At 58.8% G+C, this 15,377-nt stretch carries 17 protein-coding genes and 1 pseudogene; 16 read left to right on the top strand and 2 right to left on the bottom strand.

From position 1 onward, the window contains the following. Window positions 1-239: hypothetical protein (locus D8V06_RS24765; RefSeq protein ID WP_130932002.1), on the bottom strand; the 239-nt coding region annotated here is incomplete at its 3' end. Between the two features lie 156 nt (window positions 240-395). Here D8V06_RS24765 and D8V06_RS24760 point away from each other — a divergent pair. From D8V06_RS24760 to D8V06_RS24745, 4 genes are all read left to right on the top strand, one after another. After that, window positions 396-686, top strand: a complete 291-nt coding sequence (locus D8V06_RS24760) for a type II toxin-antitoxin system RelB/DinJ family antitoxin (protein ID WP_056856819.1) — start codon at window positions 396-398, stop codon at window positions 684-686. Beyond that, window positions 646-966, top strand: coding sequence for a type II toxin-antitoxin system YafQ family toxin (locus D8V06_RS24755; RefSeq protein ID WP_347238645.1), 321 nt, complete (start codon window positions 646-648; stop codon window positions 964-966). Before D8V06_RS24760 ends, D8V06_RS24755 begins: the two co-directional genes overlap by 41 nt. Window positions 967-1,066: 100 nt before the next feature. Beyond that, a complete protein-coding gene (locus D8V06_RS24750; RefSeq protein ID WP_130906481.1) occupies window positions 1,067-1,798 on the top strand; it encodes an SGNH/GDSL hydrolase family protein in 732 nt (243 codons plus the stop codon). Between the two features lie 27 nt (window positions 1,799-1,825). Then, window positions 1,826-2,254 (top strand): nuclear transport factor 2 family protein, encoded by a 429-nt coding sequence (locus tag D8V06_RS24745; protein ID WP_056856822.1) that lies wholly within the window; start codon window positions 1,826-1,828, stop codon window positions 2,252-2,254. Here D8V06_RS24745 and D8V06_RS24740 read toward each other — a convergent pair. Next, window positions 2,230-3,204: a LysR family transcriptional regulator gene (locus tag D8V06_RS24740; protein WP_130905085.1), complete on the bottom strand. Its 975-nt coding sequence runs from the start codon at window positions 3,202-3,204 to the stop codon at window positions 2,230-2,232. The genes D8V06_RS24745 and D8V06_RS24740 overlap by 25 nt on opposite strands. 415 nt (window positions 3,205-3,619) lie before the next feature. Between D8V06_RS24740 and D8V06_RS24735 the strand changes: the two genes are divergently transcribed. From D8V06_RS24735 to D8V06_RS24680, 12 genes and pseudogenes are all read left to right on the top strand, one after another. Further along, window positions 3,620-5,074, top strand: a complete 1,455-nt coding sequence (locus tag D8V06_RS24735; RefSeq protein ID WP_347238643.1) for an ATP-binding protein — start codon at window positions 3,620-3,622, stop codon at window positions 5,072-5,074. A 102-nt stretch (window positions 5,075-5,176) separates the two neighbouring features. After that, entirely contained in the window at window positions 5,177-5,830 is a 654-nt protein-coding gene (locus D8V06_RS24730) for a response regulator (RefSeq protein ID WP_130905087.1), read from the top strand. A 99-nt stretch (window positions 5,831-5,929) separates the two neighbouring features. Then, window positions 5,930-6,304 (top strand): response regulator, encoded by a 375-nt coding sequence (locus tag D8V06_RS24725; protein WP_056856826.1) that lies wholly within the window; start codon window positions 5,930-5,932, stop codon window positions 6,302-6,304. Between the two features lie 223 nt (window positions 6,305-6,527). Further along, window positions 6,528-7,727, top strand: a complete 1,200-nt coding sequence (locus D8V06_RS24720) for an NAD(P)/FAD-dependent oxidoreductase (RefSeq protein WP_130932000.1) — start codon at window positions 6,528-6,530, stop codon at window positions 7,725-7,727. Between the two features lie 22 nt (window positions 7,728-7,749). Next, the gene (locus D8V06_RS24715; protein WP_130931999.1) at window positions 7,750-8,010 is read left to right on the top strand and encodes a transmembrane sensor/regulator PpyR; all 261 of its coding nucleotides are present in this window, start codon (window positions 7,750-7,752) and stop codon (window positions 8,008-8,010) included. A gap of 269 nt (window positions 8,011-8,279) precedes the next feature. Further along, on the top strand, window positions 8,280-9,734 hold the full coding sequence (locus D8V06_RS24710) for an ATP-binding protein (protein WP_130931998.1): 1,455 nt from the start codon (window positions 8,280-8,282) through the stop codon (window positions 9,732-9,734). A gap of 120 nt (window positions 9,735-9,854) precedes the next feature. Then, window positions 9,855-10,457: pseudogene (locus tag D8V06_RS24705) on the top strand (AraC family transcriptional regulator); the annotation flags it as partial. A gap of 159 nt (window positions 10,458-10,616) precedes the next feature. Next, complete coding sequence (locus D8V06_RS24700) at window positions 10,617-11,147, top strand: hypothetical protein (RefSeq protein WP_056856829.1); 531 nt, start codon at window positions 10,617-10,619, stop codon at window positions 11,145-11,147. A gap of 132 nt (window positions 11,148-11,279) precedes the next feature. After that, on the top strand, window positions 11,280-11,660 hold the full coding sequence (locus D8V06_RS24695; RefSeq protein WP_056856920.1) for a response regulator: 381 nt from the start codon (window positions 11,280-11,282) through the stop codon (window positions 11,658-11,660). Window positions 11,661-11,843: 183 nt separating this feature from the next. Beyond that, the gene (locus D8V06_RS24690) at window positions 11,844-13,286 is read left to right on the top strand and encodes a catalase (protein ID WP_056856830.1); all 1,443 of its coding nucleotides are present in this window, start codon (window positions 11,844-11,846) and stop codon (window positions 13,284-13,286) included. Between the two features lie 329 nt (window positions 13,287-13,615). Further along, window positions 13,616-14,599 carry an iron ABC transporter permease gene (locus D8V06_RS24685; RefSeq protein WP_177434488.1) on the top strand — a complete coding sequence of 328 codons (984 nt, stop codon included), beginning with the start codon at window positions 13,616-13,618 and terminating at the stop codon, window positions 14,597-14,599. After that, entirely contained in the window at window positions 14,599-15,366 is a 768-nt protein-coding gene (locus D8V06_RS24680) for a heme ABC transporter ATP-binding protein (protein WP_130931997.1), read from the top strand. The genes D8V06_RS24685 and D8V06_RS24680 overlap by 1 nt, the downstream gene beginning before the upstream one ends. The last annotated feature ends 11 nt before the right edge of the window (window positions 15,367-15,377 follow it).

Genomic DNA, 15,377 nt, shown 5'->3' with positions numbered 1-15,377 from the left:
CCGTCGCTGCCGATGGCTCCGACCGCCTGCAAGGCAACACCGTCGCTGCCGATGGTTCCGACCGCCTGAATGGCAACACCGTCGCCTAAATAAATAGCTACACCGCAACAGCCAAAAAAGCCCGGCCTGATCAGCCGGGCTTTTTCGTGCACGTTGAAAAAGGGACTTTCGCCCATGGCAATTTCCTGCACGAGATCGAGCCCCATCCCATACAAAACAAGGATCAGGCTGATATTCAAAACGAGCGGTAACCGTTGAAATATCGGTTTGGGAACTCAGCCGGGAGACACGCTTTCAACCACCCATCATGCTGCAGTTGACCCTGAACCCCCTCCTCAACCAGAATGCCGGAGGTAGCGCTGATGTAGCTACAAATTAATAATGAGGTTACTGCCATGGGTGCATTACTGAAAACGACTGACGTGCGTTGCCGTATTGATGAGGATTTGAAAGCACGCGCTACCGAAGTTTTGAGTGCGTGCGGCTTGAGCATCAGTGACGCCATGCGTCTTTTTCTTCGTCAGGTTGTCGCGACTCAGGGACTACCGTTTGAAGTTCGCGTCCCTTCCGAGAAAACGGCTCGCGCCATGATGGAAGCACGCGAAATTCGTCAGCGGTTCGACTCGATAGACGAAATGCTGAGGGATGTTGATGGCGAAACCGGAGAAAAAACAAAAACGCGCTGAACTGCCAAAGCAGTGTGCACAGACCTCGGAGTTCAAGAAGTCGTGGGAACGCTACAAGCGTGCCGGCCGACGCAATATGAATGAGGTTCGTCAGGTAATGGTCATGCTTTTCTTGGGAGAGCCGTTACCAGCAAACTACCTTGATCACGCGTTGTCGGGAGATTGGAGCGGTTTTCGAGAATGCCATATGGGTGGTGACTTCTTGCTGATCTATCAGCACACACGCCCCGACCTGCTCACATTTGTCGACCTCGGCAGTCACTCCGAACTGTTCAAATAACGCCGAACACCAGCAAAAAACACCAAGCCTCGATTGATTCGGGGCTTTTTCGTGGGCGGTTTTTAAGCGAACCTATGCCTCCTTTCTGCGGATCTCTCCCATGAGCAAGACCGAAGCGCTGGCCAAAATCATGCTCGGCCCCGTGTTGCTGATGCAGGGTGCGTACACGCGGCGGGTTACGCCGAAACTGCCCGAAGCCGAGGGGGAGCGCCAGGGTATGGCGGGCAGTGGTGAGGTCCTGCGCCTGTTGATACTGGGCGACAGTGCCGCCGCGGGTGTCGGGGCGTCGACCCAGGCCGAGGCCTTGAGCGGGCAACTGGTCAGTCGCTTGGCCAGGGATTACCAGGTGAGATGGAGCCTCTGGGCACGTTCGGGTCTGGACTCGCAGGCGTTACTTGAAATGCTTGAGCAGCAGCCACCGCAGGTCTTTGATGTAGTGCTGCTGTCGATTGGGGTCAACGATGTCACCAGTACACTGACGGTTGATCAGTGGATCGCCCGGCAACAACAGTTATTGGCTGTGCTGCGCGGCCGATTCGCAGCCAGGCAGATCGTGATGTCCCCTGTCCCGCCCATGCATCTGTTTCCTGCGCTGCCGCAACCGCTGCGCTGGTATCTGGGCAATCGGGCGGCGCGTTTCAATACACGCCTGGCGCAACTGGCAAGCCGCGAAGATCACTGTACGATGCTGACAACCGACCTGGCCCCCGTGGCCGGTTCGATGGCGCGGGATGGTTTCCATCCGGGGCCGGCCATCTACAGCCTCTGGGCAGATGACGCCGCGCAGGTCATTGCCCGCCAACTGGGTAAACCCGCATCAGGCAAGCTTTGAACAACAACAAAAAAACAGGAGTTGAATATGTCTGAACTGCAACTGCACCCCAAAGCCGCGGAGTCCTTGAGCCTGTGGCACGCGATGATCCGCACTGGCGATTTGAAATCCTTGCCAACGTTGCTGGATCCGCAAGCGGTGTTCCGTTCACCGATGGCGCACACACCGTATCCGGGCGCGCCGGTGGTATCGATGATCCTCAACACGGTGTCCCAGGTGTTCGAAGACTTTACCTATCACCGTGAACTGGCGACCGCCGACGGCTTGAATGTCATCCTCGAGTTCAGCGCCAGGGTCGGCGAGAAACAGCTCAAGGGCATCGACATGATCCGCTTCAACGAGCAGGGGAAAATCGTCGATTTCGAAGTGATGGTTCGTCCGCTCAGCGGCTTGCAGGCACTGGGTGAAGAAATGGGCCGACGCCTCGGTGCCTATCTGGCCGCCAGCAAGGCCTGATCGCTGCGCAACGCCGGTCGGGCCTTGGGCACCACCTGCAACTCGACCGGCTCACAGAGAAACGCACTGCAGCGCGAACGTAACCAGCGCTGGCCTGAATCCGCGTGCGCTGCTGCGCGCCAGACCATCGACAACTCATGTACCGGCAGGTGCAGCGGTGCCGGCTCAGCCCGCATGCCCGCCACCGATGCCATCGCCTTGGCCACGTAATCCGGCACGATGGCCAGCATGTCGCTTTGCGCCAGCAACCCCGGCAACGCACTGAACTGTGCAACGGTCAACACCACCTTGCGCTGTCGGCCCAGCAGGCTCAGGGCGTGGTCGGTATCATCCGTGGCATTGCCCATGGACGACACCACGACATGCGGGCGCCGACAGAACTCGTCCAGGGCCAACGGTCCAGGCCGAGTGTCAAAACGCAGCAGCGTCGGGCGAATCTGTCGCAGCCCCTTGCGTCGCGCACTGGCCGGCAGGTCGAGGGTATGGCTGATGCCCATGGAGATGTCGCCGTTCACCAGCCTCTGCGACATCTGCTGTTGATCGACCCGAAGCATGATCAATTTGATGTTCGGTGCCTCGATACGCAGCTGGCGCAACAGCCGTGGCAGCAACGCATATTCGACATCGTCGGACAGTCCGATGTGAAACGTCGTATCGCTGGTGCGTGGATCGAACGACTGGCAACGGCTCAGCGCAGCGGCGATGCCGTCCAGCGCCGGCGCCAGGTTGGCAAAGATTTCCTCGGCCCGCGCAGTCGGCTCCATCACCCGCCCGCAACGAATGAACAGCGGGTCATCGAACAACACGCGCAAACGGCCCAGGGCACCGCTGATGGTGGGTTGCCCAAGGAAAAGCTTTTCGCCGACGCGACTGACATTTCGCTCATGCATCATCGTTTCGAAAACCACCAGCAGGTTGATGTCGGCACGACGCAGGTCATTTCTGTTCATGAGGTTCGCTACCCGGCACACGGCCATTGAGTTCGGGAAGGTGCCTGTACAGGTTATGAGTGTGGTGGCGGAACGTCTGTCGTACATGGGGACAAAACAATCATGCATTAGGTGAGTGTGCTGATACTTCGGTATAGCGCCCTGTAAAAAGCGCATTTAAATGAATGACTTGCCTATGCCCAATATAAGCGCCACATGACGCCGTGGCAGGTTTCACGGGTTTTTTGTCCTAACGTGTGGCACGCCCGTGCTTCTAGGATACTGAACCGATTCTCCGCCCCAGCCCGAACAAGAAACCGAGGCGCGCATGATCGAAACGCCCACACAAAAGCCTGCCCCTGAGCGCACGCCGCCCTTTGCAAAAGGAACCTGCAGCAAGATGCTGTTCAACACAGGCCAAAGGACCTCTCGTCTCTTGCTCGGTCTCAGTCTCAAGCCGCTGGAAGCACCCCTGGTGTGGCTGATGGGGTTGATCGTGGCGTCCTGCATATTGATCAACAGCGAAACCCGCACCGACCTGACCACCACCACGCTGTATATCGCGCTGTTGTTGATGGCGATCAACCTGCTGTCGATCAGCGCAGTGATCGTTGTTGCGTTGTTTTGCATGTTGGTGCTGACGACGATGTGCTTGTATCAGGGCGGGTTCCAACACTGGGAAACCGTCACTGATTTGCTGCACAGCCTGGCTGTACTGGCGGCCATTGTCTATCTGGCGCTTCGCAGCAAACGGGTCTCCGACAACCTGCGCCACAAGGAAGTCTATATGGTCGGTGCCCAGCGCCTGACCCAGACCGCTTGCTTTGGCTTTCGCGCCGACCTCGGCAGAATGGGCTGGTCGGAACAGGCGGCCCGGATCCTCGAATACCCAACGGGCACACCGCCCTCGGTGGCGTTGTTCCTGGAGCGAACCCACCCCGATGACCTGCCGCTGGTACTGGCCGGTTTCGACAAGGCTGCGCGTCATGAAACCCTGATCGAGGTCAAACACCGCCTGCTGATGCCCGATGGTCGAATCAAGCATCTGCATTTGTTCGCCACCCCGCTCTTCACCCGAAAAGGCTGTTTCGAGTATCTGGGCGCGCTGATGGACGTGACTGCCAGCAAACAAGCCGAAGAGGCGCTGTGCCGCGCCCAGACCGAATTGGCGCACGTCACCCGCGTGACCACCCTGGGCGAATTGGCGGCGTCCATTGCCCATGAAGTCAATCAGCCGTTGGCGGCGATCACCAGCAGTGCCGAGGCCTGCCGCAATTGGCTGAGCCGGCCGCACCCCGATGTACTCGAAGCGCGTCAGTCACTCGAACGCATCATCGCCAGTTCGAGCCGCGCGAGTGAAATCACCCGTCGGGTCAGGGCGCTGTCGCGCAAGTGCGACCCGTTGCGCCAGAACGAATCGCTCAACGACATCGTCAGCGAAACCCTGAGCCTGGTGCGCTGCGAACTGGCGCATCACAAGATCAATCCGAAAATCGAACTGAACGCATTCGGCGGCCAGGTCAGTGCCGACCGCGTGCAGCTGCAGCAAGTCATCATCAACCTGATCATCAACGCCTGCCAGGCCATGGAGGCAGTCAGTCCTTGCGAACGGGTGCTTTGCATCCGCACCTGGGTCAAGCACAACGAAGTGTTGCTGGAAGTAGCCGATCAAGGCCCGGGCATACCTGCCGACATCTTGCCGCAGTTGTTCACGCCCTTCTTCACCACCAAGGCAAACGGCCTGGGCATGGGCCTTGCCATTTGCCGTTCGATCATCGATTTCCACGAAGGGCGAATCTGGGCCACCAGCGCAACCGGCCAGGGCAGTTCGTTCCTGTTTGCCCTGCCGATACGCGTCGCCAACGATCAGGGTTTCGCTGCGGCCATTTAATACACAGGTATGAGTGCCGTCTGTCGGACTGACAATTAATGTAGCGTCCCTCGCCAGGAACACAGCCCCGGCGGTTGCGCGTCCACCCCTTGGGAATCAGCAATGAACGAACAACATCCACTCAACAAAATTACCCCAGACGAGTCCATGGTTTTCATCGTTGACGACGATGCGCCGCTGCGCGAATCCCTCGGCAGTCTGTTGCGATCGATCGGCCTGCGGGTCGCGTTGTTCGGTTCGGTTGCCGAGTTCATGAAGTACCAGCGACCGGACACGGTCAGTTGCCTGGTGCTGGACGTAAGGTTACAAGGCAGCAGTGGCCTGGACTTTCAAAACGAACTGGCCACTGCCGGCATCAACGTGCCCATTGTGTTCATCACCGGCCATGGCGATATCGCCATGACGGTGCGCGCGATGAAAGCCGGCGCGGTGGATTTTCTGACCAAGCCGTTTCGCGAGCAGGATCTGATCGACGCCGTGTGCGCCGCACACAGCCGGGATAAACAACGTCGCGAGTCCGAGCGCCATGCCGATGAACTACGGGCGCGCCACCAAACCCTCACCGCCCGGGAACAAACGGTTATGGCGCTGGCCGCCTCGGGCTTGATGAACAAACAGATTGCCGGGGAAATCGGCTTGAGCGAAATCACCGTGAAGATCCATCGCGGCCAGGCCATGCGCAAAATGGGTGCGCGGTCCTTTGCCGATCTGGTGCGCATGTCTGAGGTGATCTCGGCCCAGCCCGCAATCAGGTGACTATACCCACGTATGCTGTGCGTCCTTTCGGGACAGCGTATCTTGCAGTGATGGCGCAGAGCCTTTTCAGTGTTCTGCGTTACCAGGCAGGACACCACTATGTGTAATGAGGCAATGATTGCCGTTGTCGATAACGATGAATCCGTTCGAATGGCATTAGACAGTTTATTGCGATCCAGTGGTTATCGGGTTCGTACGTACGGGGGAGCAAAGGAGTTTCTTTTTTCCGAGGATCTTTTAGTGACGTTCTGTTTGATCTCCGACATACAAATGCCGGAAATGGACGGCATCAGCATGTATGAGCAACTGGCGGCCCGAGGCATCCATATACCGGTGATTTTCATAACGGGCAACCCTTATGCACAGCGGCCTCCCGGCCTCGGCGCGAAGAAACCGATTGCCTTTTTCCCCAAGCCTTTTTCCACCGACAAGTTGCTCGCCTGTATCGAAACAGTCCTCAACCGACGCAACTAACTTCAGCCGGTTAATACCTTGGTATAGCCCGCTCATACTTACTCATACTCGCGCTGACCCAATGTAGCAGTGTCAGATTCAAACCGCTCGAATACCATCTGCTGCAGATCAAGCCGAACCGTCTGCGCCGCGTTTTTTTTACCACTACGCGAATGATTGGCCACAGCGGTAGTGCTTACATCGCAACAACTTTCTCCCTCGATTGTTCTTCAGGAGCAAAACAATGAAACAGCAAATTTTGATTATCGGTGCAGGTTTCGGTGGTGTATGGAGCGCATTGAGCGCTGCCCGTCTGCTGGACAAGCACGATCGAAATGACATCGAAATCACCGTGCTGGCTCCTCAAGCTGAACTGCGGATCCGCCCGCGCTTCTACGAGCCCGATGTACACACCATGAAAGCACCGCTGAACGATCTGTTCGATGCCGTGGGCGTGAAATTCGTTCAGGGTTCGGCCGAGGTGATCGACGAGAAAAACAAACAGGTTGGCTACACCAACGTCGCCGGTGTCCAGGGCAAGTTGAGCTACGACCGCCTGGTGCTGGCTGCCGGCAGCAAGCTGATGCGTCCGCCGCTCGAAGGCCTGGAGCATGCGTTCGATGTCGATGAAATCGAATCCGCCACCGAACTGGAAGCGCACATCAAGGCGCTGAAAAACCAGCCGGCCAGTGCTGCGCGCAATACCGTAGTGGTGATCGGCGGTGGTTTCACCGGTATCGAAACCGCCACTGAAATGCCGGCACGCCTGCGTGCCGCGTTGGGTGATGACGCCGACATCCGTGTGGTCGTTCTCGAACGCGCCCCGCAAATCGGTGCCGCTCTTGGCGACGGCATTCGCCCATCCATCGTCGAGGCGTCGGAACATCTGGGCATCGAATGGCTGGTCGGCGCCACCACGGCCTCGGTCGATGCAAACGGTGTGACCCTCACCGATGGCCGTCGCATCGAGTCCAACACAGTGATCTGGACCGTGGGTTTCCGCGCCCACTCGCTGACCGAGCAAGTGCAAGGCACCCGCGATCATCAGGGTCGTCTGCATGTGGATCAGAACCTGAAAGTGCGCGGGCACGCCGATGTCTTCGCCAGTGGTGACGTGGCCTATGCCGCCACCGATGATCAGGGCAATTTCGCCGCTATGTCCTGCCAGCACGCGATTGCTTTGGGTCGCTACGCCGGCAACAACGTCGCCGCCGAACTGCTGGGCGTGGAACCGATGGCCTACAGCCAACCCAAGTACGTCACTTGCCTGGACCTGGGCACCTGGGGTGCGGTGTTCACCGAGGGCTGGGATCGCCAGGTGAAATTGGTGAAACAGGAAGCCAAGGAACTCAAGACCCAGATCAACTCCGTGTGGATCTACCCGCCGGCGGCAGATCGTGCCACCGCGCTGGCCGCGGCTGATCCATTGATTCCAGTGGCCTGACGCCAAGCCGCAGGTGATCGATATGTATGCTTTTTTCGAAGATCCGTATCGGGTACTGAGGCTGTCCCATGTACTGCTGATCGGTGGGTTGTTCGCGCTGCTCATCGGCGCCGTTCTGGCTTACGGCTATGACGTGTATCTGTCACTGCCCGGCCTGGTGATGGCCCATGCCTTGACGATACTCGGTCCGACAGCCATCAAGCTGGGTTATGTCATGCGCTTGCTGTCTTTCAATCGGCTGCGACAAAACCCGCTGACAACGCTGCAGGGTTTCACCGGGTGAAGTGAAGTTAAACGCCCGTATCCCGGCCAGCCCACTCCTTGCTGGACCGGGACATTTCCCAAGCGCCCGCCACTGGTTTTTCTGGCGGGCGTTTTTTATCACGTCAGCTCTACCGCAATTCCCGATGAACATTTGCTCCAAAGGACAACTGAACAGCCCATTTCAGTAGTGCTTTTGCACAACAACACCAACGCCCCTCACTAAGAGTTTGCCCGGCATCACTGATGCCCTGCGAGTTGCCGTTCGATAGCAAAAACCCGGAAGAACAAATGTCTATCATTAAACGTTGCAAGAAACTTTTTTTTTCAGATGCCTTGGCCTGGCTGGCTGCCATTGCGGTCGGCAGCATGATCTTTATTACCAACTCTTACCTTGAGCTGGATGTTGCGCCGACACTGTTCTACATCACGCTGGTGTTCATGTCGGCGAACTTCTTTCCTGTTCCGGTTTTCCTCGCCGTCGCTTTCGGTTGCGTGGCCATCCTGAGCGCCACCTTCGTCGTCGAAGAAGGCTACCGCGATCACCGGATGATCGCCGGGTTCGTGCGCTGCCTGATCGCACTGACCACCATCACCTTGCTGGCGCTGCGCAGCAAGCGCGCGACCGAGACGTTGCGTCGCAAAGAAGCGTTCTTTCTGGGTGCAGAAAAACTCAGTCACACCGGCAGTGTCGGTTTTGCCATCGATGACGAGGTGATCGTGTCGTGGTCGGATGAAGCCTCGCGCATTTTCGAGTACCCACTGGGCGAAACGCCAACGCTGGCGATGGCCCGCGAGCGCACACATCCTGATGACCTGGCGATTTTCGACAGTGTCCTGGAACAGGCTGCCCGCCAGAAAAGCCTGATTGAAGTGGAGCACCGGCTGGTCATGCCCGATGGCCGGATCAAGCATGTGCAGATGATCGCCAACCCACTGTTCAAGCATGGCAGGCGCATTGAGTACGTCGGTGCCTTGATGGATGTGACCGGGTCAAGACACTCCGAAGAAGCGCTGTTGCACACCCAGGCCAAACTCGCTCACGTGACGCGGGTGACCTCCATGGGTGAATTGGCCGCGTCCATTGCCCATGAAATCAATCAACCGCTGGCGGCGGTGATCACCAGCGGTGAATCCTGCAAGCGCTGGATCAACCGCCCCGAGCCGAACCTCGAAGAAGCTCGCCGCTCACTGGACCGGATCATTCAGAATTCAGCCAGGGTGTCCGATGTCATCACCTGCATTCGGGCGCTGTCGCGCCAGAGTGAAGTGCAGCGCCAGACCGAAGTGTTCGACGATATAGTCAGTGACTCACTGACGCTCATGCAACATGACATCTGCAACCATCAGGTTCGTCCACTCGCACAGCTGGGTGCCCCCGGCGCGCACATCCACGGTGACCGGATACAACTGCAGCAAGTGATCATCAATCTGATCATCAATGCCTGCCAGGCCATGGCCAATGTGCATGACCGGGCACGAACGCTGCGGATTCAAACGTCGGTCCAGGATAACGAAGCGCTGCTTGAAATCGCCGATTCCGGCACCGGCATTGCCGAAGACATTCTGCCATCGCTGTTCGATCCGTTCTTCACCACCAAACCCACCGGCCTGGGGATGGGCCTCTCGATTTGCCGCTCGATCATTGAATTTCATGGTGGGCGCATCTGGGTGTCCAGCGAAGTGGGAGTGGGCACGCAGTTTCTGTTTGCGATTCCGCTGACGTCCCCGAATCACGATGAATAACCTTCATCCACACATGCCGCCATGCGGCGCTTTGGAGAACTCGCTGTGTCTATCAATGCAACAAGCTCGCATCCTGATCATGCCCAACCGCGCACCATCGTGTTCGTGGCCTACCCGCAAATGGGTCTGCTGGACCTGACTGGTGCCCAGACAGTGTTCTGGGTGGCCAACAAAGCCATGACTGAACGCGGGCTCCCCGGCTATGCGCTGCATACCGCCAGCCTCACCGGTGGCGAAATCCAGTCGGCCGAAGGCCTGGTGGTGCAAAGCCGGAAGCTGAGCGACTTTGACAATAATCCGGTCGATACCCTGATCGTCCCCGGCTCCCCGAGCATTCGCCAGATCCTTGCCGAAAGTACGGCGCTGGTGGACTGGCTGCGCCAGGCTTCAGCCACGGCCACGCGCACGGCGTCGGTGTGCAGCGGCACATTCTTGCTGGCCCAGGCCGGTTTGCTCGATGGCCGGCGGGCCGCGACCCATTGGGTGATGGCCGAATGGTTCGAGCGCCTGTACCCCCAGGTCGAACTGGATCAGGAAGCGATCTTCGTGCAGCAACAGTCGGTGTGGACCTCCGCCGGCATCAGTGCCGGGATCGATCTGGCCTTGGCGCTCGTGGAGGCTGACGGGGGGCGCGAAGTCGCGATGCAGGTCGCGCGACACATGGTGGTGTATTACCGCCGACCAGACAATCAGGAGCACTGGGGCGCATTGCTGCAATCGCAATTCCAATGCTGACGCCCATACCCAGGTATGACGACTGTAGCCCCATGTGCTACGCCACTGTCTTGAGGTAGGAGTGTTGTCAGGCGTGTATCGATTTACGCTGGGCACCTTGAATGAATCAACTCATCGCGCCGACGCGCTGACCCGGGGACGGTTGTCATGAACGCACTGCAAAAGCTGTACATCGTCAGTCATCCGCTGCGCATCAGTCGCTATGGTGCGCATACGTCGCTGTCCACTTGCGAGCGAGTGGAGATCATCGACGCGTTGACGCAAACCCTCAACACCACGCTGGGCATTCTTGCGCAGCTCAAACGGGGTCAGCAGACAGTACGAAACGTCAGTTTCCTGCCGGTGCAACAGCTGTTCCATCGCTTGGTACGCGTCAACGCCGATTACGCCGAATTCCTTGCCGACGGCATCACTGACCTCGGCGGATACGTTGAAACTGCGGCGCTCTACAGCCTGAATGACAGTCGTGAATCACAGTGTTTTGCCGACTGCCTGACCGGGATTTGTCAGGGTACGCGCCGCCTGCGAGCCTTTGATGCCTTGCTGCGCGACTGCTGCGACAGCGCTATCGAAAACAAGGACACCGCCAGCAAACGATTCTTTGAAGAGTGCGCACGGCACAACGCGCGTTTCCTGTCGCTGCTCGAGGACAACCTGGCCCGGGAACAGCCGTACTGAGAACGCTGCTGTATTTATCTAAAATCAACCAACAAACATACCCAAGTATACTATTCCGCTTTTTTTGAGCGCGTATCTTGCAAGTATGGCGGGCGCCACTTAGCGCCACTCGCAATGACGCAAGGTTTCCACATGTTCAACTCAGCTATTATTTCAGTTGTTGATGATGACGAACTAATTCTTATCTCGCTGGACAGTTTATTGCGTTCTTACGGTTACACGGTAAACACCTACAACAGCGCCTACGCGTTTCTTGAATCCAGCGGCCCCGAGCAGACCGACTGCCTGATCTCCGACATTCAGATGCCCGGTATGTGCGGGGTACAGCTGTACGAAACGCTGGCGGCCCGAAACACCCATATCCCAACGCTTTTCATTACCGGAAAGCCTGGCCTGCCACCGCAGTTCAGCGCCAGCGTGCGAAAACCCGAAGGATATTTTGCCAAGCCTTTCAATACCGATGCATTGCTGGCGTGTATCGACAGGGTGCTTAAGCGCCAGGTTCGATGCTGACCGCCTGGCCAATAATTCTTAACACCTTGGTATAACAAACTCAGACTCAAGCAGGCACTTTTTTGCCGTTTGCAAAGCTGCGCTGCAACACCGAAACAAATAACATTTTCATTATCAGTTTCTGTTTAGTTAAAACTTTGATTCTTCCTGCTCAACTAAAACCTCAACGTGAAGAACCGTGACATGCCAAAAAACAAACTGACCTCGATCAACGGCGCTCCCGTCGTCGACAACTTCAATATCCAGACCGCCGGCCCTCGCGGCCCAGCGTTGCTGCAGGACGTCTGGCTGTTGGAAAAACTCGCCCACTTCGACCGCGAAGTCATTCCCGAGCGACGTATGCACGCCAAAGGTTCCGGCGCCTACGGCACCTTCACCGTAACCCACGACATCACGCGCTACACCAAGGCCCGCCTGTTTTCGCAGGTGGGCAAACAAACGCCGATCTTTACCCGCTTCTCGACGGTTGCCGGTGAGCGCGGCGCGGCGGATGCCGAACGCGACATTCGTGGTTTTGCCCTGAAGTTCTACACCGACCAAGGCAACTGGGATTTGGTCGGCAACAACACCCCGGTGTTTTTCTTTCGCGACCCATTGCGCTTCCCGGACCTCAACCACGCGGTCAAGCGCGACCCGCGCACCGGCATGCGCAATGCGCAAAGCAACTGGGATTTCTGGACGTCATTGCCCGAAGCCTTGCATCAGGTGACCATCGTCATGAGCCAGCGTGGCATTCCGCGCAGCTACCGGCACATGCATGGTTTCGGTAGCCATACGTTCAGCCTGATCAACGCCAACAACGAACGGCATTGGGTCAAGTTCACCTTCAAATCCCAACAAGGCATCGACAATCTGAGTGACGAACAGGCTCAGGACCTGATCGGCCGCGACCGCGAAAGCCACCACCGGGATCTGTTCGACAGCATCGAAGCGGGCGACTTTCCACGCTGGACGTTCTACATCCAGGTCATGACCGAGGACCAGGCCCATGATCACGGCGTCAACCCGTTCGACCTGACCAAGGTCTGGCCGCACAAAGACTACCCGTTGATCGAGGTGGGTTACTTCGAGCTCAACCGCAACCCGGAAAACGTCTTCGCCGAAGTCGAACAAGCCGCGTTCTCGCCGTCGAACGTCGTACCCGGCATCGGCTTCTCACCCGACCGGATGCTGCAAGCGCGGTTGTTTGCCTACGGCGATGCCGCGCGTTATCGCCTGGGGGTCAATCACCACCAGATCCCGGTCAACGCCGCCCGTTGCCCGGTGCACAGCTTTCATCGCGACGGCGCCATGCGCGTGGACGGTAACTACGGCGGTCAATTGGCGTACGTACCCAACAGCGATGGTCAATGGGCCGATCAACCGGACTGGCGCGAACCGCCGCTGAAGATTTCCGGCGCTGCCGGGCATTGGGATCATCGCGTGGACGAAGATCACTTCGAACAGCCCGGCAACCTGTTCCGTCTGATGTCCGAGTCGGAGAAACAAGCGCTGTTCGACAACACCGCGCGCTCGCTCAGTGGCGTCTCTCAGGAAGTGCAGCAACGGCATATCGCCCATTGCACCCTGGCCGATCCGTTTTATGGCGCCGGGGTTTCCCGAGCATTGGCCGAACTCGACCGGTAAAGCCCAGACCCTGCAGGAGCGAGCCTGCTCGCGATTGCGGAGTGTCAGTCACTTTAAAGGTGACTGGTACACGGCAATCGAGAGCAGGCTCGCTCCTGCAGGTTTATCGCTACAGTTGAAGATATCGACCCAGAGACCGGGCTTCGGCGTGTACGCAAACGGAGCGTTGATGGCATCATCCCCCGTCAGATCGACAGAGGAAGCGTCCTGATGCACTCCAAATCAATGCCGGCGTGCGCCGATGTGCGCCCGTGCCAGCCGCCCGGAATCACCCAATGACGGCCATCGTTCGGCCAAGGCCGATGCTGATTTCCCTGGGACTGTTATTGCTGCTGGTGTTCTGGTTGTCGCTGGCCCTCGGGCCGGTCAGCCTGCCGTTGGGCGATACCTTGCTTGCCGGCCTGCGTCTGCTTGGCCTGCCAGTGAATGGCGATGACACGCAACAGGCGCAGCTGATCCTCGGTCAGATCCGCCTGCCACGCAGCTTGCTCGGCATCGCGGTCGGTTCGGTACTGGCGTTGTCGGGCGTGGCGATGCAGGGGTTGTTCCGCAATCCGTTGGCGGACCCGGGCCTGGTGGGAGTGTCTGGCGGTGCGGCGCTCGGCGCGGCTTTCGCCATCGTTGGTGGCAGCATGCTGGGTGGTTTGTCGCCGGCCACCGAACCGTATCTGCTGTCGATATGCGCTTTCGCCGGTGGCTTGATCGTCACGGCGGTGGTGTATCGCTTCGGCCGCAGCAATGGCCAGACCAACGTCGCCACCATGTTGTTGGCGGGGGTGGCGATGACCGCCATGGCCGGTGCAGGTGTCGGCTTGTTCACTTACCTGGCCGACGACGCCACGCTACGCACCCTGACCTTCTGGAACCTGGGCAGCCTCAACGGCGCCAGTTACCCGCGCTTGTGGCCGTTGCTGATCGTGGCAGTGGGCGTGGCGTTGTGGCTGCCACGGCGCGCGGCAGCACTCAATGCGATGTTGCTCGGCGAATCGGAAGCCCGGCACCTGGGTTTCAATGTCGAGCGAATCAAACTCGAACTGGTGCTGTGCACGGCGCTGGGTGTGGGTGCCGCCGTGGCGGCGGCAGGCCTGATCGGTTTTATCGGCCTGGTGGTGCCGCACCTGATGCGCCTGCTGGTCGGCCCGGATCATCGGGTTTTGTTACCGGCCTCGTTGCTGGCCGGTGCCAGCCTGCTGTTGTTGGCCGATCTGGTCGCCCGACTGCTGCTGGCGCCAGCCGAATTGCCGATCGGTATCGTCACGGCGCTCATCGGCGCGCCCTTCTTCCTTTACCTGCTGGTGCGAGGGCGTGCCTGATGCTGCGGGCAAACAATTTGCTGGTCCGACGCGGCAGCCGCACCGTGCTGGCCGACATCGATATCGACTTGCGTCCGGGTCAAGTACTTGGCGTATTGGGGCCTAACGGCGCGGGCAAAAGCACCCTGCTCGGCGCCCTTTGCGATGAGTTGCCGATCAGCGCAGGCACGGTCAGCCTTGACGGGCGCAAACTCGCTGACTGGCCGGGCCAGGAGCGGGCCAGACGCCTGGCTGTGTTGCCGCAGAGTTCGAGCCTGAACTTCGCTTTCTCGGTCAATGAAGTGGTGGGCATGGGCCGTCTGCCCCATGCCAGCGGACGTGTGCGCGATGCGCAAATTGTCGCCGAAGCCCTGAGTGCCGCCGACGCCTTGCACCTGGCCGGGCGCAGTTATCTGGCGTTGTCCGGTGGCGAGCGCCAGCGTGTGCATCTGGCACGGGTGCTCGCGCAACTGTGGCCGGGCGCCGAGGGGCAGATTCTGTTACTCGACGAGCCGACCTCGATGCTCGACCCGCTGCACCAGCACACCCTCCTGCAAGCGGTGCGCGATTTTGCCGGACGCGGTGCGGCTGTGCTGGTGATCCTGCACGATCTCAACCTGGCGGCACGTTATTGCGATCAATTGCTGCTGTTGCAAGACGGTCGTCCACACGCCTGCGGCCCACCGGATGAAGTATTGACCGCTCAAGCGCTGGAAGCGGTGTACGGGCTGCAAGTGCTGATTCACCGACACCCGGAACGCGGCCACCCTTTGATTATCGCGCGCTGATTCCCCGGCGT

The sequence above is a fragment of the Pseudomonas sp. Sample_24 genome, from assembly GCF_004307605.1.
GTDB lineage: Bacteria > Pseudomonadota > Gammaproteobacteria > Pseudomonadales > Pseudomonadaceae > Aquipseudomonas.
This window is presented reverse-complemented; position numbering and strand designations above follow the sequence as displayed.